Source organism: Nostoc sp. DedQUE05 (genome assembly GCF_034530955.1).
Classification (GTDB): Bacteria; Cyanobacteriota; Cyanobacteriia; order Cyanobacteriales; family Nostocaceae; genus Nostoc.
In genome coordinates, this window is record NZ_JAVRCB010000036.1 from 1 (window position 1) to 25,273 (window position 25,273).

21 protein-coding genes are annotated in these 25,273 nt (G+C 40.5%); 11 read left to right on the forward strand and 10 right to left on the reverse strand.

The features are described from left to right. Positions 1-295: 295 nt before the first annotated feature. Entirely contained in the window at positions 296-451 is a 156-nt protein-coding gene (locus RMZ42_RS24005; RefSeq protein WP_322667452.1) for a hypothetical protein, read from the reverse strand. 109 nt (positions 452-560) lie between these two features. Between RMZ42_RS24005 and RMZ42_RS24010 the strand changes: the two genes are divergently transcribed. The 3 genes from RMZ42_RS24010 to RMZ42_RS24020 all read left to right on the forward strand — a co-directional run bounded on the left by RMZ42_RS24010 (position 561) and on the right by RMZ42_RS24020 (position 3,040). Next, a complete protein-coding gene (locus RMZ42_RS24010) occupies positions 561-1,364 on the forward strand; it encodes an SAM-dependent chlorinase/fluorinase (protein WP_322673769.1) in 804 nt (267 codons plus the stop codon). Between the two features lie 330 nt (positions 1,365-1,694). Further along, positions 1,695-2,351, forward strand: a complete 657-nt coding sequence (locus RMZ42_RS24015) for a DUF2301 domain-containing membrane protein (protein ID WP_322673770.1) — start codon at positions 1,695-1,697, stop codon at positions 2,349-2,351. After that, complete coding sequence (locus RMZ42_RS24020) at positions 2,351-3,040, forward strand: ElyC/SanA/YdcF family protein (RefSeq protein WP_322673771.1); 690 nt, start codon at positions 2,351-2,353, stop codon at positions 3,038-3,040. The genes RMZ42_RS24015 and RMZ42_RS24020 overlap by 1 nt, the downstream gene beginning before the upstream one ends. A 284-nt stretch (positions 3,041-3,324) precedes the next feature. On the opposite strand, the gene RMZ42_RS24025 is transcribed toward RMZ42_RS24020, so the two are convergent. Further along, the gene (locus RMZ42_RS24025) at positions 3,325-4,404 is read right to left on the reverse strand and encodes an alpha/beta hydrolase (protein ID WP_322673772.1); all 1,080 of its coding nucleotides are present in this window, start codon (positions 4,402-4,404) and stop codon (positions 3,325-3,327) included. A gap of 257 nt (positions 4,405-4,661) precedes the next feature. Between RMZ42_RS24025 and dprA the strand changes: the two genes are divergently transcribed. Beyond that, a complete protein-coding gene (gene dprA, locus RMZ42_RS24030; RefSeq protein ID WP_322673773.1) occupies positions 4,662-5,777 on the forward strand; it encodes a DNA-processing protein DprA in 1,116 nt (371 codons plus the stop codon). A 767-nt stretch (positions 5,778-6,544) separates the two neighbouring features. On the opposite strand, the gene RMZ42_RS24035 is transcribed toward dprA, so the two are convergent. The 3 genes from RMZ42_RS24035 to RMZ42_RS24045 form a co-directional block, all read right to left on the reverse strand. Further along, positions 6,545-7,558, reverse strand: a complete 1,014-nt coding sequence (locus tag RMZ42_RS24035; RefSeq protein WP_322673774.1) for a DnaJ C-terminal domain-containing protein — start codon at positions 7,556-7,558, stop codon at positions 6,545-6,547. Between the two features lie 120 nt (positions 7,559-7,678). Next, entirely contained in the window at positions 7,679-8,248 is a 570-nt protein-coding gene (locus RMZ42_RS24040; RefSeq protein WP_322673775.1) for an AAA family ATPase, read from the reverse strand. 71 nt (positions 8,249-8,319) lie between these two features. Continuing rightward, on the reverse strand, positions 8,320-9,609 hold the full coding sequence (locus RMZ42_RS24045) for a glucose-1-phosphate adenylyltransferase (RefSeq protein ID WP_322673776.1): 1,290 nt from the start codon (positions 9,607-9,609) through the stop codon (positions 8,320-8,322). Positions 9,610-10,032: 423 nt separating this feature from the next. Here RMZ42_RS24045 and RMZ42_RS24050 point away from each other — a divergent pair, with 423 nt between their 5' ends. Continuing rightward, positions 10,033-11,205 carry a C1 family peptidase gene (locus tag RMZ42_RS24050; RefSeq protein WP_322673777.1) on the forward strand — a complete coding sequence of 391 codons (1,173 nt, stop codon included), beginning with the start codon at positions 10,033-10,035 and terminating at the stop codon, positions 11,203-11,205. Positions 11,206-11,226: 21 nt separating this feature from the next. On the opposite strand, the gene RMZ42_RS24055 is transcribed toward RMZ42_RS24050, so the two are convergent. Continuing rightward, the gene (locus RMZ42_RS24055) at positions 11,227-14,790 is read right to left on the reverse strand and encodes a caspase family protein (protein ID WP_322673778.1); all 3,564 of its coding nucleotides are present in this window, start codon (positions 14,788-14,790) and stop codon (positions 11,227-11,229) included. Positions 14,791-14,936: 146 nt separating this feature from the next. Here RMZ42_RS24055 and RMZ42_RS24060 point away from each other — a divergent pair, with 146 nt between their 5' ends. Then, a complete protein-coding gene (locus tag RMZ42_RS24060) occupies positions 14,937-15,308 on the forward strand; it encodes a CU044_2847 family protein (RefSeq protein WP_322673779.1) in 372 nt (123 codons plus the stop codon). 43 nt (positions 15,309-15,351) lie between these two features. Here the strand turns inward: RMZ42_RS24060 and RMZ42_RS24065 are convergent, their stop codons facing one another. After that, complete coding sequence (locus RMZ42_RS24065; RefSeq protein ID WP_322673780.1) at positions 15,352-15,651, reverse strand: hypothetical protein; 300 nt, start codon at positions 15,649-15,651, stop codon at positions 15,352-15,354. Between the two features lie 114 nt (positions 15,652-15,765). Continuing rightward, a complete protein-coding gene (locus RMZ42_RS24070; protein ID WP_322673781.1) occupies positions 15,766-17,493 on the reverse strand; it encodes a S8 family peptidase in 1,728 nt (575 codons plus the stop codon). Positions 17,494-18,125: 632 nt separating this feature from the next. On the opposite strand from RMZ42_RS24070, the gene RMZ42_RS24075 reads away from it, so the two are divergent. Next, entirely contained in the window at positions 18,126-19,589 is a 1,464-nt protein-coding gene (locus RMZ42_RS24075; protein WP_322673782.1) for a glycoside hydrolase family 13 protein, read from the forward strand. A 91-nt stretch (positions 19,590-19,680) separates the two neighbouring features. Here RMZ42_RS24075 and RMZ42_RS24080 read toward each other — a convergent pair whose 3' ends face one another. Continuing rightward, entirely contained in the window at positions 19,681-20,100 is a 420-nt protein-coding gene (locus tag RMZ42_RS24080; RefSeq protein WP_322673783.1) for a fasciclin domain-containing protein, read from the reverse strand. A 149-nt stretch (positions 20,101-20,249) separates the two neighbouring features. On the opposite strand from RMZ42_RS24080, the gene RMZ42_RS24085 reads away from it, so the two are divergent. Both RMZ42_RS24085 and RMZ42_RS24090 read left to right on the forward strand, forming a co-directional pair. After that, the gene (locus RMZ42_RS24085; RefSeq protein ID WP_094351515.1) at positions 20,250-20,486 is read left to right on the forward strand and encodes a DNA-directed RNA polymerase subunit omega; all 237 of its coding nucleotides are present in this window, start codon (positions 20,250-20,252) and stop codon (positions 20,484-20,486) included. Between the two features lie 82 nt (positions 20,487-20,568). Beyond that, positions 20,569-21,216: a hypothetical protein gene (locus RMZ42_RS24090; protein WP_322673784.1), complete on the forward strand. Its 648-nt coding sequence runs from the start codon at positions 20,569-20,571 to the stop codon at positions 21,214-21,216. Positions 21,217-21,858: 642 nt separating this feature from the next. Here the strand turns inward: RMZ42_RS24090 and RMZ42_RS24095 are convergent. Then, entirely contained in the window at positions 21,859-22,179 is a 321-nt protein-coding gene (locus tag RMZ42_RS24095) for a TMEM14 family protein (RefSeq protein WP_322673785.1), read from the reverse strand. Positions 22,180-22,266: 87 nt separating this feature from the next. Here RMZ42_RS24095 and RMZ42_RS24100 point away from each other — a divergent pair, with 87 nt between their 5' ends. Together RMZ42_RS24100 and RMZ42_RS24105 are read left to right on the forward strand one after the other, a co-directional pair. Further along, a complete protein-coding gene (locus tag RMZ42_RS24100; RefSeq protein ID WP_322673786.1) occupies positions 22,267-23,616 on the forward strand; it encodes an ATP-binding protein in 1,350 nt (449 codons plus the stop codon). A 296-nt stretch (positions 23,617-23,912) separates the two neighbouring features. Further along, positions 23,913-25,250, forward strand: a complete 1,338-nt coding sequence (locus RMZ42_RS24105; RefSeq protein WP_322673787.1) for a tellurite resistance TerB C-terminal domain-containing protein — start codon at positions 23,913-23,915, stop codon at positions 25,248-25,250. The last annotated feature ends 23 nt before the right edge of the window (positions 25,251-25,273 follow it).

Genomic DNA, 25,273 nt, shown 5'->3' on the forward strand with positions numbered 1-25,273 from the left:
GAAAGATGATTTAGTCAACGTCTTCAATGATGGGGGTCTAGCCAGTATCGATACTTATATTTGGTAATGATAAGCTTTTATAGCTGTTGCCAGGAAACCCTCTAATATCGTGTCCGGTTAAAGACTTATCATTAAGACGGCAGGGGAGCAGTTCTTGCTGGGGGCAGGGAGAAAGAGGGTTTCCTGGTTTTTGCACAGATGTGGGAATTATAACTAATTAGGCGGACATGATATAAAAACAAAAAACCCGCCGTAGCGGGTTGCACAACAAAACTATGAACAATGAAAACTTGATTTAGCTGGAATACCTCATTTCAGCTTCCAGTTGACGGATTAACTGTTCGTCGCCTTTTGCTCTAGCTATTTCCAAGCGATGCTCTAGGCTTTTTTGAATATTCGCTCTGTGAGTTTCTCGTGATTTGCTCAAACTTTGTAGTCTATTTTGACTCATAGTGATTACCTGCTTTAGTTTTTCAATTTATGTCTTGTATTCCTAACATAACACATATTTTGTAGCTGTTGCTACAGAAAATATATTTTTTATATAATTTGGCTAAAATATGTCTAATAACCAGATAGATCGACAACCACTCGTGACTTTACTGAGCGATTTCGGCGATCGCGATGTTTATGTAGGCATAATCAAGGGAGTCATAGCCCAAATCAACCCCAGACTGAGGGTGGTAGATTTAACCCACCAAATTCCGCCGCAAGACATCAAAGCAGCCAGGTTTAGCCTGATGAATGCTTATGCCCATTTCCCACTTGGGACAGTGCATCTGGCAGTCGTAGATCCAGGTGTAGGAACCAAGCGACGGGCGATCGCAGTAGAATTTGCTCAAGGGTTTTTGGTCGGCCCAGATAATAGTATCTTTAGCGGGGTACTCAGTCAAAGCCCCGCGATCGCAGCCGTCGAACTTACAAATCTTAATTATTGGCGCACTCCTCAACCAAGCAAGACTTTTCATGGTAGGGATATCTTTGCACCAGTGGCAGCTAATCTTGCAAGTGGTGTGCCCCTCAAACAGCTAGGGCAAGAAATCGATTTAGGAAGTTTGGTAAACCTGGATATAGGCGACTGCAAGCAGACAACCACTGGTGTAGTGGGTTGCATTCAATATATTGACCACTTTGGCAACTTAGTGAGTAACATTCCAGCCAGTTACGTGCAAGGCAAAAGTTGGTATGTGCAAGTTGCTGGATTGAGTGTACCAGGGTGTGAAACTTACAGTGAGGTGAAAGTGGGAGAGATAATAGCTTTAGTTGGCAGTCACGGTTGGGTAGAAATTGCCATTAATTGCGGAGATGCTCACTCACAATTAGAGATTGATTTACAAGATCCGTTAGAAGTGTTGTTTTTTTAAGACAATCAGACCAGTGAATCTTGCTAAAGTTAAGACAGTGAAAAATCACCAGGCTGCAAAGTGCCTGTTGGTAATTTGTGGTCAAGTCAAAAAAAGGGGAAAATTCTAGATATAAAAAGGAGGATGGGCAACTACACACCACTTAAAAACAAGCATTTTCATTCACCGTAGGCAGTGCCAATTTGACAAAAATTTCCAGAAAGCAACTGCTAAAAGATGTAAGTTTAGGAATGGTGACATGAAGTTGCCTTATTGCTCATAATAATAAAAGTAACCCTTGAGCAATTTCCTGTTGTACTCTACTAGAGAATCATAATTATATTCTTAGCTATGACTACACAAACACTCTCTGCACCAGAAGTTTATCAAGGTCAGTTTGGGGAATTTACAATTACTCAAAGCGATCGCACTGGCGTAATTATCTATCGCGCTGGATTAATGGTAGCAGCACTGAGCTTTGCCATAGGCAGCGCCTTGATTTTACTCAACAATAACCCAACAGTTGTAAGTTTACTGACACCTTTATATGCTTGTTTTAGCATCGCACTTGGTGTAAGTTTATTTACCATCCATATCTACATGGCATCACTGCACCGAGCATTGCAAGTTTTTTGGGCGATTGGTAGTATCGCATCAGTGATTCTGGCGATCGCTAGTAGTGAACCTTTAGCTCTTGCGATTTACAATCAGCCAATTACCTTATTTGGAGTTGGTTTTATCTTTGTAGCTTTAACAGGTATTTATTTTAAAGAGGCTTTTTGCTTCAATCGCCTGGAAACCAAAGTATTAACCCCAATTGTACCGCTACTGTTGTTAGGACATTTGGTAGGAATTTTACCAACTCAGGGAGAAAGCATTTTATTAGGAACTTGGGCAATATTATTTTTAGTGTTTGCCCTGCGAAAGACAGTCCAAGCAATTCCTGCTGATATTGGAGATAAGTCTGTGTTTACCTACTTGAAAGAACAACGTTTAGCTAAGGTTTAATGCGGATAAAAAATCGTCGGTGTCAAAAATTTCCCAAAATCAAACTAATCAAACGCCAAGAAATGTGGACACTTACGGCTCAAGGGTGGGCGATTGCGATCGCTTTGATTGTTTATTTAATATTTTTCATTTTTAGTCATGTACACTCATTTCTGGCCGTAACTTCCCCGATCCAATCAGCAGAAGTATTAGTTGTTGAAGGATGGCTACCAGATTACGCTATAGAAGAAGCTTTGACTGAATTTCAAAACGGTTCTTATCATCAAATAATTACTACCGGAGGTACATTAGGAAAAGGAAGTTATCTTACCGGATACAAGAACTTTGCAGACGTGTCAGCTGACACCTTCATAAAACTCGGTTTAGAAGCAGAAAAAGTAGTAGCCGTTCCGACACCTTTTGTGGTTAAAGATCGTAGTTATGCATCTGCTGCGGAATTTGAGCGTTGGCTATCCAATTCAAATTTAAAGATAGAATCGATTAATCTTTTTTCCTTGGACGTTCATGCCCGTAGGAGTTGGTTTCTTTTTAAAAAAATACTTACCCCTCAAATTAATGTTGGTGTTATTGCTGCGACAACACAAGATTATAATCCAAACAAATGGTGGAACTCTAGCGAAGGCGTGCGGATGGTTATTGATGAAGGTATAGCTTATCTTTATGCACGGTTTTTGAATTGGAAGGCCTAATAGTTATAATTCGTAATTCGTAATGACGCTCGTAGACTCGCTACCGCTACGCTAACGTAATTCGTAATTCCCCAACTTATTTAATAAATCGGGGAGCTATCTAGTGAGCGTTTTATGTTTAATTAACGTGAGTTCGACAAGCCCTTTTTTGCACCTCTCCCCCAACCCCTCTTGGACACCCAGAGGGGAGCAAAAACCGTAATTTTTCGTTGCTCCTCCCTTTCCCCGTAGGAGAGGGAGGTTGTCCGGGAGAGGTTCATCGAACTCACATTAATTAGGTTGACCTACTTACCCAGGATTTGTAATAATGCTTGCCGATAAATTTTCAAACCCTCTGCATTCAGATGGTCGCCATCACTGGTTAAATTTTCTTTAAGAACATTATTTTCATATAATGGTGCTAGTCCGGCTGCGGCAACTGGTACTTTTTCTGTTTCAGCCACTTGATTAATCAGAACATTAATTTGTTCAACTCTCTTAAGTGGGGCTGCTACTGTTGGATCTGAGCTTGCTGCCACTGTCGAATAAAAAGCCGGAATTAGAAAAATCTCTTTAGTTCCCATTGTGCGGATAAGTGCGATCGCTTCTTGGAGATTTTTGCTAAATAACTCATCACTAATTTGATACAAAGCATCATTTCCACCTACGGCAATAATGGCTTTTTCGCATTTCACCTTGGTAGGAATTAAACTTTTCAGTTGTTCTAGTAATGAGATTGTACTCAGACCATTTAACCCAAAATTAAAAGTACCACTCCCAAGGGTATTGCCAAGTCCAGCCGAAATAGAATCGCCAAATAAGCAACCTGAGAACTGTTTATCTTGGGCGGCGAGTGTTTGATATTGTAGGGCAACTTTCCCTAAAGGTGAAGAACTTACGTCATCTTTCGGCGGCGCATCAGCAGAACTAGCAGAGGAATTTGCCATACCGACTAGCTTCTGAATTTTTGACACATCAACAACTAATCGATCGCTGGGATAAGCTTGTAGAAAGCTGGCTATCCCTAGACCTTCTGGCGATCTTGCTCCGATGATAATAGCCGATCGTAGTGCTTGTATACTAGCTCGATCGCGACGAGCGATCGCTTGGGATGCAAAAGATAAAATTTGCTTGCCCATTCCTGTGTTTATCAACTTATCTAAAGCCACAATATCAAGCGACATTTTCACCTGAAGGGCTTCTTGAAATTTCTGTTTCTCTTTAGCGCTAAGGTAATCTAGAAAAGACTTCAGATCGGCAGAAACCTTTTGTGTCTTGTCATAGTTGCGTATATCTGCCACCGGAATCGATTGCTCAAACAATCCGTACCTGACGGTAACTTTTTCGGCTGCCAAACTAGGTAATAAACCAAGGCCACTATGCACCAGTAAAAATATTAAGCACCCAGATAGGCTGATTAAAAGACGATAGAAATATTTCATCACAGAAGATAAGAAGATAGATAGTCAATAGTTAATAGTCAAGAGTCAAGAGTCAAAAGTCAAGGGGAATTGGGAAAGAGGTCTTTGTAGAGACGGCGATTTATCGCGTCTCTTGCCTTAACCGAACAGTATCGCCCCTACTCCATCAACAGCAAACCCTAATTTGGGAATACTCAATCCAGTGGCGTGAGGATAGAACAGTGGTAGAAGAAGGCGCATATTGGCTAGCTTGGGCACAAATTTCCGGAATTGGGCCAGTATTACTGCGACGGCTGCAACAGCATTTTGGCACGCTGGCAACAGCTTGGAACGCTACTAAGGTACAGTTAGGAGAAGTAGAGGGTTTTGGTTTTCAGACACTAGAAAAAGTAGTACAACAGCGATCGCGTTTGCACCCAGAACAACTATTTACCAAGCACCAGCAGGAAAACTCTCATTTCTGGACGCCAGCAGATGCAGATTATCCCCGTTTACTGCTAGAAACTCCGAGTCCACCGCCAATTTTGTACTATCGCGGTGAAGTCGAACTCCAAGAAAATCTCGGACAAAAACCAATGGTTGGGATTGTTGGAACCCGCCAACCCTCAGAATATGGTATCCGTTGGACTCGCCAAATTAGTACAGCTTTGGCTAAAAATGGCTTTACAGTCGTTTCTGGTATGGCAGAGGGAATTGACACTGAAAGCCACATCGCCGCCATGAAAGCAGGTGGACGAACGATCGCAGTTTTGGGAACTGGTGTAGATGTCATCTATCCGCATAAAAATCGGGATTTATACAAACAAATTTTGACGGCTGGGTTAGTCGTAAGTGAGTACCCCACAAAAACCCCACCCGATCGCACTCACTTTCCCCGTCGCAACCGAATTATTGCAGGCTTAAGCCGGGCTATTCTGGTAATGGAAGCGCCTTTAAAATCTGGTGCCTTAATTACTGCTACTTACGCAAATGAATTTGGTAGAGATGTCTATGCATTACCTGGAAGACTTGACGATTATCCATCCCAAGGATGCTTAAAGTTACTGAGTCAGGGAGCAACTTTCATTCTTAAAGAACTAGACGAACTGTTAACAATGCTAGGAGCAATACCACAAATTGATGCAATTGAAGCTTCTACAGCACCACAACAGTTAATGCCAACTTTATCGCCCGAATTGCAAACAGTAATGAATGCGATCGCAAGTGATGCTTTACCCTTCGATTTTATTGTCCAACAAACCGGTATGGCTGCTGGCTCAGTTTCCAGTGCTTTGTTACAGTTAGAACTTATGGGTTTTATTTCGCAACTCCCAGGTATGCGGTATCAAAAAAGTTAAGAATTAAAAGATAACAACATTATTTAGATTTATTTTTCGCAATTTAATCATCAGATTTATAACAGTTCGTAGTGTTCGCGTAGCGTCTGGCAGAGAGGACTTTAGTCCTCAAAATAAGGGGTACCGCTTACTACAAACTACAAATCCGATTGTTTTGTGACACTTGCGTAAGTCCTAACAATATAAAAATTTTATTTTTTTATATAAAAAAAATTGCAGAAGTGGGGAAAATAGGAAGGTTGAGTCCACTCTGGGGATAAGGGGCGAGGGTAAAAGTATGGAATTTCCCCTTACCCTTTAACCTTTAACATGCACCCCAACCGGAAAGCAAAAGTTACTTTTACAAGATGTCTACTGTCGATCGCAAAGTAACAAAAAATTACATTGCTAGCCAATATATATAGAATAGAGATGCCTTAATTTCGCGTTTCTGCATTTTACTTGTTTTGGCGATCGCAAAAAAATCCCTTAATTCTTATTATTTGTCGTTACCCACATCTTTTTATCTTTAGCTTAGTTGCTATTGTGCCTCGAAATACAATTCCAAGGCTAATAGTTCAAGTTCTCTTAACTGGACTAAACAACAATTCACCTTAAGTTCGGTTAAACACTTATCCGAACATGATTCAAGTCCACTTGAGTGAACAGTAGCTCTGAGCCACAGAACTTAAGTTTTAGACAAGATATGGTTTAGCATAATACTTTAACTGTCACCAAAATGTGAGTAATGACGAGATTTTCGATTATGGGGATTCTCTTTTTGCTTGTTAAAGCCTGAATTGGTTCAAATGACTACGGGGATTATAAGTACGTATAGCCCGGATTTTTTCATAATATTCCCGCTCTTGTTGGCTGAGGTCTTTTGGTGGAACGATCGCCACTTTCACCAACTGATCGCCGCGTCCACCTTTGGAGAGGGGCCAACCTTTGCCACGTAAACGTAGAGATTGACCAGAACGGACTCCTGCTGGTAGTTTGACATTAACTGAACCATCAGGAGTGGGTACATCAATAGACGCTCCCAGAGTCGCTTCATCTGGTGTGATTGGCACTTCGCATACCAAGTTATCGCCTTCCATTTGGAAGAAGGTGTGCGGCTGAAGTTCGACTTTTAAGTATAAATCTCCCCGTTGTTGAGTCATGGGGTTAATCTGACCTTTGCCCCGCACCCGTAGGCGAGTACCAGTTTTAGCTCCAGATGGGATATTGACATCTATTGTTTCATTACCTAAACTGAAGCGCTTTTTCACACCATTAAATGCTTCAGCAAAAGTTAGAGCGATCGCAGCTTCGCTATCCTGCCCAGTACCCGCACCTCCATCTTGAAACCCAAAATCGTTAAAGCTGCTGCTAAAATGAGTTGAGCTACCTGGAGAAGTGCGGTAAGAGTGACTTCGTGCCTGACTTTGGCGCGCCCCACCACGAGGCGGAGGGCCACCAAAGCGTCCTAGCAACTCATTAATGAACTCATCAAAATTGCCGTATTGACTGAAGTCAAAGTTACCCATATCGGGAGCAGCGCCGCCAGATGGGAAACCTTCACCAGCTTGTTTCCAATATTGACCGAATTGGTCGTACTTTTTGCGTTTATCTGGATCTGACACAACTTCGTAGGCTTCGCTAACTTCTTTGAAGCGTGCTTCTGCCTGTTTGTTGTTTGGGTTGACATCAGGGTGATATTTGCGGGCTAGTTTACGAAAGGCTTGTTTAATTTCTTCTGAACTGGCAGTCTTGCTGACTCCCAAAATAGCGTAATAGTCCTTGAAGTCGGTTGCAGCCATCTACCAGCCTCCTAATTAGAAATTCCCGTTATGTTTATTTTTGAAAATGAGATATTTAATTTGCCTGGTATAGTGCCAAACAAAAGAATATGATTTTAAATTAACAAAAAATATAGAAAATCAAGTGTGGTTCTCGCTCACCAAGGAATCGCAATTCCCGTACTCCGATTTTTCTGATAAGCGGCTCAGGCTGTCTAATCCTTCTCCTCGACTTGGGGGAGCATCCCGGAGTTGACGGTGCATCCGCAAAATAATTTCTTCTGGAACTTGGCGCGATCGCTTTTTATTCCGTGCCAAACACAACCAAACTGGTGTATCCACCCAAATTCCCCCAATGTCGGTAAAGCCCAAGTTACGTGCTAAAGCAATGACTTCACGACGATTGCGGCGCTGGGCATTGGTGGCATCAAAAATAGCTGTATTAGTTGTGGAAATAGCTTGCTGAAATTGCCGTTCAATTTCGCGCCAAATCAGTAGCCACGGCCCTTGAACAGCTTGGGAACCGAACAATTTCCCCCGAATGGCATCGGTAGAAATTAGCGCCATTTCAGGGGATTCTGTCAGTAATTGTTTTGCTAAAGTTGACTTCCCGCTACCTGGAAGACCAATCAGTAAAAAAAGTGAGGAGTGAGAAGTTAGAAGTGAGGAATTAAAAGTGATGAGTGAGGAGTAATCAGAATTTTTAGTCATTAACTCATAACTCCTAACTATCAAAATTTTTAATCATTAACTCATAACTCCTAACTCCTAACTCTTAACTATCAAATGATAGTTCCATCAGGAATTACAGCATTTTTCAGTACGACAACGATGCCACTACGGATGTAGAAACCTTGACTTTCTCGGTCGGCTTCTTGCACGTTATCTTTATTGATGATTTTGACATCGTGACCGATACTGGCATTTTTATCAATGATCGCACCGCGAATAATTGAGTCAGTACCAATACCTACAGGAATGTCACCTTTTTCTACGTTACATTGGCGTTCTACAAAAGCTTGATAAAAATCTGCACCCATGAGTAGGGACTCTTCGATCACACAACCAGATTCAATTCGCGATCGCACTCCCAACACTGAATGTTGAATGCGGCAATTTTTCAAAATGCAACCTTCGCCAATAATTGATTCTGTGATTTGGCATTCTAAAAGTTTACTTGGAGGCAAGTAACGAGCGCGGGTATAAATTGGTGCGTGTTCATCGTAGAAACTAAAGGGTGGCTGAGGCTGCTGAGTTAGGGCTAAATTGGCATGATAAAATGCCTCGATTGTTCCAATATCTTCCCAGTAGTCATCAAAAAGGTAAGCTTGAACGTTGTAATCTTTAGAGGCATCAGGAATAATTTCTTTGCCGAAATCAGTCCTTTCTGTACCTTCTCTCAACAACTTGAACAAAACCTCTTTTTTAAAGACATAAATCCCCATTGAAGCGATGTAGGGCTGTTGCTGGGCTTGTTCTTTTGATAATCCCAGTACACTTGTATCAACTTGCATTTGGCGTAACGCTTCACCTTTGGGTTTTTCGCTAAAATCGATTACCCTACCAGAATCGTCAATTTTCATCAAGCCAAAATCTGAGGCGCGGCGCTCATCAATGGGGATGACTGAGAGAGTAATATCAGCCCCCGTTTCCTTATGGCGCTGGATAAACTGGCGATAATCCATCCGGTAGAGGTGATCGCCTGAGAGAATTAGATATTCTTCTACATCCCATTCTTCCATTAACCACAGGTACTGACGTACAGCATCGGCTGTACCTTGGAACCAGTTGGGGTTTTCTGGTGTTTGTTGTGCAGCTAGAACTTCTACAAACCCTTCATTGAAGCCAGTAAAGTTATAGGTACGGGCGATGTGACGATTCAGGGAAGCTGAGTTGAATTGTGTCAGGACGTAGATTTTGAATATTTCGGAATTTATGCAGTTACTAACAGGGATATCGATTAAGCGATACTTACCCGCCACTGGTACTGCTGGTTTAGCGCGGAGTTTGGTTAGCGGGTAAAGCCGAGTACCCGCGCCACCACCAAGAATGATTGATAATACTTTCTTCACAAAATTTCTCCTGACTGCCTTTCAACTCTCACTCTCAGTTTAGGACTGTCTGCCACCACAGGTAAGGGGGATCGTCTGATTCTTTGGGATGAATTTTACAGAATGCTACTAATGATGGATAGTGAGGCTGATAAGGAGAAAAATAGAACGTTTGTATTAATTCAAGTAAAAAGTATAGTAAGTTTCGACTACACCGCCCATAGAATTTTATCTCTATGAGAAGCAGCTTGCAGGGGAAAGAGGTAAGTAGTATATGACAAACCTCGTTATAAAAATAAATCTAAAAAAGTTATGTATATAATCCGTAAAACAATATTTTTAAAGTGTATTAACTTACAGTCAGCTAAAAGCTAGTTATTAAGCTCACTTCTTAAGATATTTAAAACAGGGTACAGATATATGCCGAACTTTAGAATGGGTTGGTTGCCAGATCGTCCAGATTTTAGAGACTATTCCCCAGAGAAGATCATCGAAGACTCTAAGAATAAAGAAAGAATCAGACTTAAAAAAGCAATTTTACTTGATCGCAGGTTACAAATAGAAGTTCAAGAGAACGGGAGAGAAGATAAAAAGCAAAGTAGCCTGCTCTTACCTTTGAAAGAACCAACAGACCAAAGTTCGGTAAGTTTGCAATATCCAATAAATATACGTTTACCTTCTCATGTCGATTTGCGAAAATGGTGTTCTCCAATTCAGGAGCAAGGAAACCTCAAGTCATGCACAGCAATAGCTGGTGTTGCATTGGTGGAATATTTTGAAAGGAAAGTAATGGGCGAATATATAGATGCCTCCAGCCTTTTTCTCTATAAAGTTGCACGCAAATTGATGCAATTAACCGGAGACACTGGAGTATCCACGCGCTTCACAATGAAAGCAATGGCACTTTTTGGCATACCTCCAGAGGAATATTGGCCTTATGAAATTGAGAATTTTGATGAAGAACCACCTGCTTTTTGCTATGCCTATGCCCAGAATTATCAAGCACTTCAGTATTTTAGGCTTGACTTACCTCACCTTTCAAAAGAACAAGCGTTACTTAAAATTAAAGATTTTTTAGCTGCTGGCTTCCCTGCCATGTTTGGGTTTACAACCTATAGTTCTCTTTTTAATAAGAAAACTGTAAAAACAGGAAAAATTCCTTATCCTACTATAGGCGAAAAGATGCTGGGTGGTCATGCAGTTGTTGCTGTTGGTTATGACGACAATAAGTTAATTGACCATCCCAACTATAAGTCAATTAACGATTATAACGAAAATTTTCAAACTCAAGGAGCTTTCCTAATTAGAAATTGCTGGGGTGAAGATTGGGGTAAAGATGGTTATGGTTGGCTACCCTATGAGTATGTGTTACAAGGGTTAGCTACTGACTGGTGGTCATTACTGAAGAATGAGTGGATTGATGAGGGCCAGTTCGGCTTGATAGCTAAGGATGGTGTTCTACTAGGAGATAGTAAAAAGTCTTCAGATAAACCTAAATCTAAAACTCAACCTGAATCTAAAACTCCAATTATAGAGCCTCCTCCTAAGTCTGAAAAGTCTCGTTCTCCGTTACCTACAGATCAGAGGAACAACTTAAAAAACGAAGAAAAAAATTAATAATTAGTAATAAGAATCTTTTCAGTTTTTGCTAATTGAACACATACCAGATTGGATGAATAACCAATCTGGTATATTCTTATTAGTCTGTAAGTATTCTTTTAAAAAATTGCAGCTATAGTCTAACAATTCTTCTGCATCAGGAGCAACATTATCTCTTTTATCCAAGTGCCAGAGCCAAAGTCTGACAGTTCCATCATCACTGGAAGATACTATTGTCTTACCATCATGGCTAAATGCTAATTGATTAACCCCATTAGTATGTCCTTTTAGAGTTTCTAGCAAAAATCCTTCTCTAGGGCTTGGACTTTGTATAGCTCTATCTACATTCCATACTTTAATAGTTTCATCATTGCCGCCAGAAGCAAGTTTATGCCCATCATGGGAAAAATCTAACCCATCGATTGTATTATCAGAAGCTTTATTATTACTATTGAAAGATACCAATGGTTTGTTCCCTGTAATTTTAGTATTCCAGATATTTATTGTACCTTTATAACTAGAACTAGCAGAAGCAAGTACATTTGCTTGCGAACTGAACCTTACTACATTTACTATCTCGCCCTGCTTGCCAACAATTTCTAATCTATTACTTTTATTAATATTCCAAACCCGGATATAACCATCATTACCTCCGTAAACGATTTTTGAAGTATCATAACGATTAAAGTCTAGACTATAAATCTCATATTTTTCGCTGGCATTATTATTTCCTTGTTTTAGAAAAAAATCTCTCATATTTAGTTCATTTTCTACCTTGGGCTGCTTTTGTTGAACTTCAGTATTCCAAATTTTTATAATTCCGTCTTTCCCAGCAGAGGCGATTAGTTTGTCATCATGACTAAAACTAATATCAGAAACAAGTCCTTGATGACCAGAAAGAGTGTTTATAAGTTTGTTTTTATTCGCTTGAAGACTCCAAAGCTTAACAGTTCCATCAGTACTTGCAGAAGCTAGTAATTTCCCATTATGACTAAATTGTAAACGCCAAAAGGCTTCTTTTTGATGTGTAAGATCATATAAAAATTTGCCGTTACTATCCCAAATTTTAATAATTCCGTCAGCACCACCAGATGCAATTATTTTACTATCAGGACTTAAACTTACACCATAAACTGAACCTTGATGACCCTCTAGACGATTATGCTCTCGTACTTTATAAATTATCGATTGCAGTTGGTTGAGTTTTTCAGTGTGTTTTCCATCTATTTTTTTTAATTCCTGTAATGCTTGCATACTTGCCATTAATGCTTCAAGTTGCTTATCGGCATCAAGTAAGGTTTGAGACACTTTAATCCATGTATTTGCTTCTCCTATTTTGACTACTTCTGTTTTATTTTTTTCGGATTTAACCCACAACCCCGCTAATGCAATTGATATAACTGCTAAAACTGCAACCGCTTGAGTTCGTTGCCTTTCAGCTTTAACTTTGGCTTTTTGCTGTTCAACTTTTTCTTCTTCTGCCTTGGCTCTGGCTTCAGCCGCTTCTCGCAATTGGCGTTCTTGTTCTAATTGAGCTTGAACTTCTCTATCGCGTCTCTCCAAACTCTTATGCAAAAATTCTGCTTCTAATGGCGTAAGTCTGGGCTGAGTCTTATTCACCCACTCAGAAATTACAGCCAAGTTTGCACCTGTTAACAGTGCATCATCCGATTTATTAAATCTTTGTACCCATTCCTGGCAATCTTCCTCCAAAGAACGACTGAGACGAATATTTTCTAGGTTTTCACCAATCCAAGTATTTAATAATTTCCACTCAGATAAAAGCGCTTCATGAGCAACTTCAATAGTATTTTCATCAGTGATAATTAAACGTTGTTGAGAACCTGCCAGTAATCCTACAACCCGTTGCAGTTGTTGTGGAGAATCTGAAATTGCATCTAATCTATCCCAGCTAGCACGCCGCCGCGTCACTTCTCCAGCTTCACCTAACTGCATCAATTCCATAAATAAGCAACGCGCAAAGGCTTGATCTACAGTTGTTAAACTTTGATACAAAATTGTCGCTCGTTTGTCTAAAGCTCCTTTAACTCCACCAATTTCCTCATAGCCTTCATGAGTTAAAAGCGGTTTTGGCGATTCCGGTTCTTCAATACAAACTCGCCACAATTCTTTAAGCGCATATTGTAGTATGGGTAATGCACCTGGACGGTTGACTACATCAGCAAAAATTTGTGAAACTAAACCATGCTCAAAATTCACACCATGTAAGTTTGCTGGTTTTTCAATTGCTTCTTCTAACTCAGTAAAAGACATTATTGGCACGATGAATGATGTCGGAGGGAAACTATTAATGAGAGTAATAATTTCTACATAGTCAGCACATTTATTTAAAAAATCACCGCGAATAGTCAAAATTATGCGTGTTTGTCTCTCAGCCGTCTTGACTTCCTGTACTATTAAGCGAATAAAAGCTTGGCGTTCCTCATCGTCTTGGCAAAGGGTAAATATTTCTTCAAATTGATCGATAAACAATAATTGGGGTTGATTTTGCTGCTGTTGTCGATTCAAAATATCAACGAGTTTACCTAAAGGATGCTCTCCTGGTGTAAAAGATGCGATCGCCCATTGACTGCTTCCAGGGAGGCGATCGCCTTTCAGTTGCGGTAGCAAACCTGCTTTTACTAAAGAAGATTTTCCACTACCCGAATAGCCAATTAAAGCCAAAAATCGACTCTCTGTTAACCGCGATATTAATGTCCGAACGGCTTCATTTCGTCCACAAAAATATTGCGCTTGCTCTGATTCAAAAGCATAAAGTCCTCGATAAGGATTTTCCTGATTGAAAGCAATTTTTTCTTCTGTAGGAATATCTAATTGAGGATGAGTAACCAGAGTAATCGAACGTCCCCAACCCATCCGAATCGGCTCCTGTACGGAACCTTTCAATTCGTTGCTGACAAAATCAAACAAGCGATCGCCACTAATTCGCCTACTGCTACCTACATTTTCAGCCGCCAATCCTTTAACAACTGCGCTTGTAAAAATACTATATTCTTCACTCTTAATTAGTCCGGCGCGTTCAAAGCCACGACAAGCTGTAATTAAGTAATAATCTTTTTGCGAACTGAAAGCGTTAAGAGTTCTTTCTATTAATTGTCTTTCTAAGAAATAGCCGCTATGACAGCAATCGAGTAGCATTACCAAACTACTCAATTGCGACTCTTGAATTAAATCGTTGAGGCTATCCAGAGGAATACCATATTTTTGTTCAACATTTTCGTTATCCTTAAATTCAATCTGACAATCGGAACTTGCCAAATATCCCTTTTGTTGCCCTAAATTGTCAGAAATAGTAAAACCGTGTCCGCTAAAATAAATCAGCGCTTCATTATTATCAGCTTGCTCTAGTAAAAAAGTTCTCAAATCTTGCCCAAGTTGAGCGCCAGTAACTTTTGACGCTGCCATTTCATAGCCATTTTTCTCTTTATTCCAGCGCTGAGGTAGTCTTTGCACAGACTGGAAATCACCATACTGCTCTAGGAGTTGTGCTATAGCCTCAGCATCATTTGTAGTCTTCGACAAACGCGATAATGATGGGCTGACATACTCGGCGATGCCAATAACAAGCGCGTATCGTGCCATTTAACACACCTTGGGTTGGTAAATGCGGGATAATCTTGACAGACACAATGATGGCTGTGTTGCTAACAACAACACCATCTGTTATTTTTCCGCAAGCAAACTGAAATTTATTCAGATACGTTACAAAACTTTAATCGAGGTAGCTTATGTCAGAAGTACAGCAAATATTTTTCCAAGCAGATGGAGAGATTGAGCAGATTGAGATTAACGTCACAGCCACCGAAATAACTTCGGAAATTGAGGAGGACGATGATGGCATAGAATACAAAGATGTACGAACAGATGCGATCGCTCGGATGCAACAAGCTCGGCAAATGATTCGCTCTTATACTATCTATGCTCTGAGTGCTTTTAAAGACTTTAATACTGCGGATATTGAGGAGGTAAGTCTTAAATTTGGCATTAAGCTGGGTGGGAAGGCTGGCATTCCTTATATTACCGAAGGCTCTGCTGAAAGTAATTTGGAAATTCAAGTGAAGTGTAAGTTTCCAGAAAAACCAAAACCTGATTCACAGTAATAGCAAAAAATTATCTACACATCATAAGGGTAAGCAATGCCGATTAAACGCCCAACTTCGGTGTATTTATTCTCCTATTAACCAAACCTAATTGCTGCGATCGCTTCAAATACTTCACCCAAGGTTGCTCTGATAACTGGGAAATGGCATTTGGTGAAAGTGTTGCTGTGAAAATATCTTTGCCACTGCTAACACCATTGACACCAAAGCTTTCTAAAATAGCAGTTGCAGCAGAGTTTAAAATTGGTTCAGTATGGATAAAAACTGCCAAACTAGTTTCTTCTGAATCTTTAACATCATTTAGCACTGTCGCAAGAGCGGCATCTAGTTTCTGATAATTCACCAGCAACTCCTTGGTAAACAGGGTAGGCAATAATTGTCTACCCTAACTTATCAAATTTATCGGTTGTTGTTACCTACCCTTGTACAGAAATAATATCCATCAGTCTCAGTCTAATTACAGATTCAAAGCGTTAATTACTCCATAACCCCATTTATCATCAAATGTGCCTGCGGGTTTGCCGGGAATGGCACTATTTTTACGTAGTAAGTCTTTCACAGCAACCGGATCGAGTCTAGGATCTCGCTGCAACAGCAGTGCTACTAACCCACTTACAAACGGTGTCGCCATACTCGTACCAGCCTGCACCACAAACTTGGAATTAATCATCGATGAGCGGTCAAAATTTGCATCGGCGGAAAGCGTCGAAACAATCATTGCTCCTGGTGCTGCTACATCGGGCTTCTGTCCATCATTGCGTAGAGGGCCTTCACTACTGAATTCCGAAATAGTGTCCAATTCTAAGCCCATTTCTCGCACTTGGCCATCAATATCTGTGTACTTGGTTTTAGTAGTATAGGCGGCAACTGTAATTGCACTGCTGGCGGCTCCCGGCGAACCAATTTTTAAAGCATCTTTCACACTTTTACCTGTGAAAAACACTGATGAACTATCATCTAGTGTCCACACATTTAAACATGTGTCAGTTGAAGAAGTGTTGCGGACTCGCAGCTGCCAAATACCTCCCATGACTTGCGAGGGGTCAATACCGCGTATTTGCACAAAGAAATTATGGTCGCCGTTGGCTTGGTCTGGTGCTGGTGTCGCTAATTGCACCCGTGCATCTGGTAACTGGTAATCTTGGGCGGCATTACCTTCAGTAATGATTTTTTGGAAGGGAGTAACAAAACCGTTAGGACTCCGCACAGATACTTCCAATTCGCTGTCTTTGGCATACCAAGCGTTTAACCAAACTATGCCTACTTGATTCAAAGGAACATTGAAGCGCATACCACGAGTGCGTCCACTGGGTATGATTGCTTGTCCATGAATGTTATCGTTTCCTTCGTTACCCGCAGCACAACAAACAATTCTTCCTGGCCCAGTTTCGGCATCAATAACTTTAGATAAAGAATCGCTACCATCATGAGCATCAGCGTGTCCGCCCAAGCTGAGATTCACCACTGCTGGGCGTCCCAACTCCCTAGCAACTCGGAAAATATAACGCACACCATCTGCAATGTGGGCATCCTGTAAATCTGACCTGACGACAACTAATTCCGCTTCTGGTGCGACACCGCCATAACTAGCATCAGCACCGGCGGCAATTCCCGCAACGTGAGTACCATGACCGCCAGTATCCTGAGAAACTGTCAGTTGTGCTCCCGTAAATTCAGCCCCATAGCCGCCCTCTGTGACTCCTGGCCCTGGCAATGTTTGATCCCAAATGTGTAAAATTCGTCCAGCAAAGGCGGGGTGTTTCGGATCGATGCCACTGTCTATAATGCCGATGATTACTCCTTTACCAGTCAATCCGGTTTGATTCTTAAATTCCGGCAGTTTGACTGTTCCCATTGCAGTGTCCATCCTCAAATGAAGTTTGCGTGATGGCTTAATCCGCACAATCACATCTTCTTCAGATAAGACATCTAAACTATCTATCGGTAAGAAAGCTGTCCGCACACTCCCGGAATTTTGATTGACTTCAATATTATATTGTGATAGATAACTTAAGTCTGCATCAGGGTCGCAGTAGATAAAAACGACGCTCTTAGTAGGCTTAACCGGGCTTTTGTGGGCAATGATGCCAAGCGATCGCTTGTGTGTAACTAAAGCTCGATCTCCTTCATTTTGATAGTCTTGATATGCCAAAAGTAGCCCAGGGGAAAGTTTTTCGTGTCTCATTTTTACCTCAAACTCAATTTATTTGCTGTTAACTAAGTAGTGATTTTAGTAGGATAAGTCGCTCTCACATTAATGCAGTCTATGTATTTTTTTAGCCTTGATTATTTGATGCGACTATAGTTATCTATTTTTTTATAGATAACATCAAATAAGCTTAGGAAATGGTAAGTTCTTCCTAAGACAATTGCTAATTCATAACTCATATTTTTGAATTCTGTCTCCCCGATCGTAATTTTCTGTGGCTCGTGATACATTTTTGAGCAGCCGCATCTCAGAATTACCCAAGACTGGAGTCACTAGGAAATTTTATGAAGCTATTAAACTAATCCAGTTTCTCCCGAAATCATTACGGACAAGGTAAATAAAATAAAATTAAGAAGAATTAAGGAATAAGTAAAAAAGATAAATTTAATAAATCTCTGCATTCACCTTTTTGAATGGGTTCTGGTGCTGCTCCTAATCAAACCCCGATGTTCATCCAATTAAGACTGATAACATTTGCGTATAAAACAGCATCAAAAAGGCTAAATCGCTAATGACTACTGAGAAATGACAGATTCTCTATCATAAGTAAGAGTCATAAAGAAGCTAATATTTGCAACGATCGCTTCTAAACATACAAAAAGTTATTCATGCAAATTCAAACACCAGACTGGGTGAAGCACGCTGTTTTCTACCAAATTTTCCCAGATCGTTTTGCCAGAAGCAAACAGCCGCGCAAACGATTATTGCAAGAGGCCCGTTGGGAAGATTGGGACTCTATGCCAACCCTCCAGGGCTATAAAGGCGGCGATTTATGGGGCATTATGGAGGATTTAGACTACATCCAGAATTTAGGGATTAACGCGATTTATTTCACACCGATTTTTCAATCCGCCAGCAATCATCGCTATCATACCCACGATTATTATCAAGTTGACCCGATGTTAGGGGGAAACGAAGCTTTTAAGGAATTGCTCGATGCAGCCCATCAACGAAATATCAAAGTTGTTCTGGATGGGGTATTTAACCATTCTAGCCGGGGCTTTTTCTTTTTCCACGACGTTTTAGAAAATGGCCCCCATTCACCTTGGGTAAATTGGTTCAAAATAGAAGGCTGGCCCCTTTCGGCTTACAATGGCGAATTTCCTGCCAACTACGTAGGCTGGGCGGGAAATCGCGCCTTGCCAGAATTTAACCACGATAATCCAGAAGTACGAGAATACATTATGGAAATTGCCGAATATTGGATTAAATTCGGCATTGATGGTTGGCGATTGGATGTACCATTTGAAATCAAAACTCCTGGTTTTTGGCAGGAATTTCGCGATCGCGTCAAAGCCATCAATCCCGAAGCTTATATTGTGGGCGAAGTCTGGGGAGATTCACGCGAGTGGTTGGATGGAACGCAATTTGACGGCGTGATGAATTATCTATTTGCTGGGCCAACAATTGCCTTTGCAGCAGGCGATCGCGTAGTCTTAGAACAAGTCCAAAGCCGCGACTATCAACCCTACCCACCCTTATTTGCTGCCGAGTACGCCACCAAAATCCAAGAAGTACTGCAACTTTACCCTTGGGAAATTCAGCTAACTCAACTCAATTTGCTTGCAAGTCACGATACAGCCCGATTGATGACCATTGCAGGCGGCGATATAGGCAGTATAGAATTGTCAACTTTGCTGTTACTCACCTTTCCCGGCGCGCCCAGCATCTACTATGGTGATGAAGTTGGTTTACCTGGTGCAATAGATCCCGACTCACGCCGTGGTTTTCCTTTAGAGAGTAACTGGAATCAAGAAATTTTCAATACTCACCGCCAGTTAATTGCCCTCCGCCACACTTACCCAGCCTTGCGTACTGGTGATTACCAAGTTCTCTATGCTCAAGGACAACTTTATATCTTTGCGCGAACTTTGGGGACAGAGGAATTAATAATTGCCATCAACGCTGGCACAAGTTCGGCAACAGCGAATGCAGATGTCGCTACTTTGCGTACTCAACCCAACAAGCCTTTATATGGCACTGCTGAAGTTGAGTGGAATAGTAAAGGAGATCGGCAGTTGTCATTGACTGTTCCCGCACGCAGTGGGTGCATTTTGGGGACTGGGGATTAGGTATTGGGGACTGGGGAACTGGGGAGAAGTTGCAGTAAGTTTTTTTCCTCTGCCCCAATGCCCGATGCGCCATGCCCCATGCCCAATTACATTACCTTCCCGCCACCATTGCAGGCACCAACACCGCATCAATAATATGGATCACGCCATTGTCTGCCAGAATATCTGTTTTTAGGACATTGGCGTTATTTACCTTAAATTTACCGTCGGCAGATTCAATGGCGACAATTGACCCTTCAAGCGTCTCTGCCTCATTAATCTGTACCAAATCATCAGACCTGACATCCCCACTAGCGATATGATACGCCACAATTTTCTGGAGCTTGGGGATATCTTGTAGTAACGAGTCTAAAGTTCCCTCTGGCAGATTAGCAAAAGCTTCGTCAGTCGGTGCAAAGAGCGTGAAAGAACCAGGGCTTTTCAAAGTTTCTATGAAATTTCCAGCTTCAGCAGCTTTTATTAGAGTATTGAAATTACCTGCTGCGATCGCAGTTTCCACAAGGTCAGCCATGAGGTGCGTTATTTAATACTACAAGTTACTTATAAAGTGACTAAAATATCTTAGCCTCTATCAATAGAGAGGTTGCTGGCGATTTAACAGACAGCAGTAGACTGATTTAGTACTGTTACACTGGAGAATGACCCCAAGAACCACTGATTATGCTAAAGCGTTCTAAGTTCGAGACAACTCAATCTCAGATTATGCACCGTGCTGAGGATCTGATTAGTGCAGCCTCAAATCGATACCGCATTACGGTTCAGGTAGCAAATCGTGCTAAACGTCGGCGTTACGAAGACTTTGAAAGTAACGAAGATGCGATGATGAAGCCGGTGCTAAGGGCAATAATCGAAATGTCCGATGAGTTGACTCAACCAGAAATTATCGGCGAACTATAAGATTGAGTGCTGAGTGGTAAGTGCTGAATTCTGAATCAGGCAAATTCATCTTTTCACTCAGCAACGCCCAAAATATTGTTCTATGAAAAAGAAAAAATTTCTATTTAAATCAATTTTCTCAAAACTCACAACTCAGCACAAGCGAAACGCCGAGCTACCGCTAACACTACTACTACTACTTACCTTAATACTAGTGAGTGTAATTGTTTTAGGTTCAGGAGCGGATAAATCAATACATAGAATATTTAGTATCCAACCTGCTTCTGCCCAGAGAATCACGCCTAGCGATGTTTGGCAGCTGGTGTATCAACAATTGCCAGATTTTCCACGGGAAAATAAGTATATCAGTAAAGAAAATGGGAAAGTTGCCGAAAACAACACTTTAGCAAATCGCCTAATTAGATATCACATTTATACCAAAGGGCGGGCCCCCATTTATCGCTTAGATTGGAAGTTGACTTTAGCTGATTACCTGGGTGTGAACGAAATTATGTATGATACTACCTATCCAGGGAATGACTCACTACGGGAAAATCCGATAGAAGGCGATCGCAAAGCTATCAAAAGTCTCACCCGCAGCCAACGAGATGCCTTAGTACAAGTCTTAGTCAATATATTTAATCCTGCTTCTCAAAATACCCTATCTCCTAATTCCAATACAGCACCCAGTCCGACTACATCAACTACCCCACAGCCACCACAACGAGGAGGTGCCGAACTCCTAAAATGATAAATTTTCCTTGTTTTGAAACAACTCGGTTTTGACCGAGAAGGGTGTGGGGTGTGGGGTTGCAGGTATTAGATAAAGAACGTTCTCCCGCACCCAACGGGTACAAGCCCCTGTTTTTAAATATGGAAAAAATCAAAAGATGTATGTAGTGACACGTATGTGCAAAATATACAGCGTCCGTTTTGAAACCCCTGCTTTTAAGTATGGGGTTCCCCACACCCCACACCCTATCCCCTACACCCTTTTCATTCAGCACTCAGCTATATTTGCCAACAATTTGACTCACCTTGATAAAGGTACTGTGCGCCTCTACCCGTTTACCTTATTTAACGTGAGTTCGATAAACCTCTCCCTGCCTTGAACTTTAGTTCAACGCTGTCCCTCTCCGACTCGGAGAGGGACGATTTTGCCAAGTAAAATCAGGGAGAGGTCTTTTTGATTGAGCGAATTAAAGGACACTATATAAGCCGTCGAATTCACGTTTATTTAGACAGAAATCGCTATAACTCATTGAGAATGCTAGAAGTTATTAGGCAAAGGTAACAAGTCACAGTAATATAAACGTACTAATATAATTCAAAGCAGAGAAATTCATGCCATACCAAAAAAAACAAGAGGGTGGTTATTGCTGAGAGACTAATGCTACCTTAAAGCCACAAATTGATTCACCATCACCGCCAATGCCAGCATACCCAAAATTGTCATTAATCCTGCAGGCATAAATTTGCGTGTTTTTATTAGTCTAAATGCAAAGAAAACTACTAAAACAGCAGTAACTAACACTGCTAAAATCGCACCCCAAGTTTGTCCTTGGAGTTGAAAGTAAGCGGCAAGTATTAGTAATAAACCGCTAATGCTACCACTTAAGAGTGAAACCTTACTTGTAGCTTGAATGTAGCCAATAACCCCACCAACAATCGCTAATATGCCGTAGGCAAAAGCAGCAATTATACTTAAATTCATTGTTAAAACCTATGTAGACTTTGACTTTACTGCCAGGGTCAGCAGACAATTTACCATAGCTATCTAGCTATACCACACAGTTGATTTATGGATAATCAAGCGATGCCAATGGCAAATACTTCTTCATATACAAAGATTCAATATCTCCAGCGTCAAGCTGCCTCACTTTTACTGTACCAATCTGTTCTGCAAGGCGAAGTCGGGATAGCATTTCTGGAACTGTTGCAAGCTATACGTTACACTGACACCGATGCACGGGGTTGTCTCCAAGCTTACGGTAATTACTTTTACGCTTTGGCTGCTAGAAATCAAAACTGGGAAGACTATTTAATTACTCAAATTCTCTTTTGTGAGAATCCTTTTACAAGGCTGGCGGGAGTGCAAGAATTTGAAGATTTGCCCCCAGCTTTAATAACAGCAGTTCAGCATGATTTACAAGTATTGCAAAGCCTCTATGAGTGTAGCAGCGCTTCTTTGAGCGAGTGGGTACAAAACGTAGCTCACATGCCGATTTCACCAGTAGTGTGGTATAAAGAGCAAGAATTGCTAGGAGTAGAGACAAAATTCATTACATATCTACAAGAGTTAGATAATTGGGGTGATGCTGTAGAAGAGTTAGCAGCTTATTATCGGCAATGTGGCTCTGGTTTATTTGCAGAATATCGCGCTTTACGCTGGCAATCGGGGCAGTTTATCGGTATTAGATATTCTGACCCGGTTAAACTGAGTTCGCTTGTCGGTTACGAATCTCAAAAAGATGCTTTGCTGAAAAATACAGAGTTTTTATTATCAGGAGAGATGGCACTGCATGTATTACTTTACGGTAGTCGCGGTTCTGGCAAATCTTCTTTAGTGAAATCTTTGTTAAATGAATATAGCAATCGCAGCCTCCGCTTGTTGGAAGTGGCAAAATCCGATTTAAAAGACCTACCAAAAATCGTGGAACATTTACGGGGTGTGTCACAAAAATTTATTATCTTTGTCGATGACCTTTCATTTGAAGAAGATGATGATGCCTTTAAAGCCCTCAAGGTAGTTTTAGAAGGTAATTTGACGGCACGGCCGCAAAATGTAGTTGTGTATGCTACTTCCAATCGCCGCCACTTGATTCGGGAGTTTTTTGTGGATAGACCTGCACCAAAGGATAACGAGGAAATCCATGCCTGGGATACGATGCAGGAGAAGCTTTCGTTTAGCGATCGCTTTGGTTTAACCTTAACTTTTGAACCAGCCAATCAGAAAACTTATTTAAAAATTGTACAACATCTAGTGGCACAAGCTGAAATTAATATTACCCAAGAAGATTTAGAATTTCAGGCATTACAATGGGCAACTCGTCATAATGGTCGTTCTGGACGTACAGCACGGCAGTTTGTTGATTTTTTAAAAGCAGATTTAACAATTTTTCATGCAAATAAAAATATATCCAACACTTAACATTAAAATTATTTCATTAATGATTGCGCTTTTTTGTAAATTACAGAACAATGTTATGCAATATTAACTAAAATTAAAGATTTCATAACAATTACGATCCCAAATCTGGGAAAAATATCTTGACTAACAAACAGAACAATAAATTACAAACCACTTACATTAAGTATTTTATGTATATGTGTTGTTTAATTACGAGTTACGTTAGCGTAGCGGTAGCGAGTCCACGTACTCTTTCAGAGAAGCAAGCTACGCTTTTAGCGTCTCGTAGAGAGCTTCATTACGAATTATAAATTACTATGAAAGCTACTTATTCAGATAATTTAACTACGCTAAAAACCAGCAATATGCAATCAGTAACGATCGGCAATAGATTTATACTAGTGATAGTTGCCTTTAGTGTGAGTTTTGGTCTTAGCCTTGTCCCAAGCTGGGATTTTAATAAAGCCTTTCTCACAGGTGTAATTACTGCCGTTACTATCCATACAACAGCATTATTCATAGATAAGCGGCGTAGAAATTATGAAATGTTTGTTTTAGGTTCGCTCCGCAAGCGAATTAAAGATATGGAGGAATTAAAGGCTCGTGTTGTCAGAGAAATAAATCAAATTGAAGAACATCATAATTTACTATATGCTGAATCACAACAGCTGCAAAATCAAGTTATAGAAAGTCGTAGCCAAAGAGATAGTTTACATCGAGAATTAAGAGCATTTGCCGGACAAAAGAAGCAATTAGAAACAGAAGTTAATAGCCTGCAACTTGAAATTAATAATTTGCAGAATAATCAAACTGAATTGAACAATGCTTTTTCTATTCTCACCGCAGAAAAGCGCCGTTTAGAGTCAAATTGTAATGTATCTCGCGCTGAAATCGCCCAATTGCAAAGTCAAATTTCCGAGCTACAACACGAGAAACAAGAAATTGAAAGTAATTTAACTCTTTTAGGCAGACTCAAACCCCAATTAGAAGAAAAATTATACGAACTGCGAATTGCAATTCAAGAGCTAGAAGTTGAGACAACCCAAAATAATCAATTGCTGGTAGCAACGAAAACCGAAAGAGAAAATATCCAAGCTATTCTTAATTATTCACAAACCCAACTCGCAGAACACAAAGCCGAATTACAGCAATTACAAGGCCAAGTTTCATTATTGCAAGAAGAACGAGACTCATTACAAAATCAAGTATGGGAATTACTACAACAAGTAGAAACCTTGAATCCAGAGCCTTTATCTGATAATTCCCAAGAAGATGATATTGAGTTGTTTCCATTTTCCGAAATAATTGAATCTTCAAATGTAATTGAAAATTCGGAAGTTGAGACATCGGAAAATATCTCTGAAGAATGGACGAATTTTCTCGGAAATCTTCCAGGACATGAGTTACAAGTATTAAAAGCTATAGTTGAACAAGATAATCCCAATAGTGCTATTAAAAAAATTGCCGAAGCAAATATTACTATGCCAAATTTATTAATCGATTCTATAAATGAACGTGCAAATGATACTATTGGAGAATTAATAATCAATTCTGATTCCGAAAGTCCAAAAGTTTATCAGGAGCATATAACAGATGTCAAAAAAATGATTGCGATGTATGAAGGCCTCATGGCTAGACATACTTCGTCAAATTAAATTGTTATTGCCGTCGTAAAATT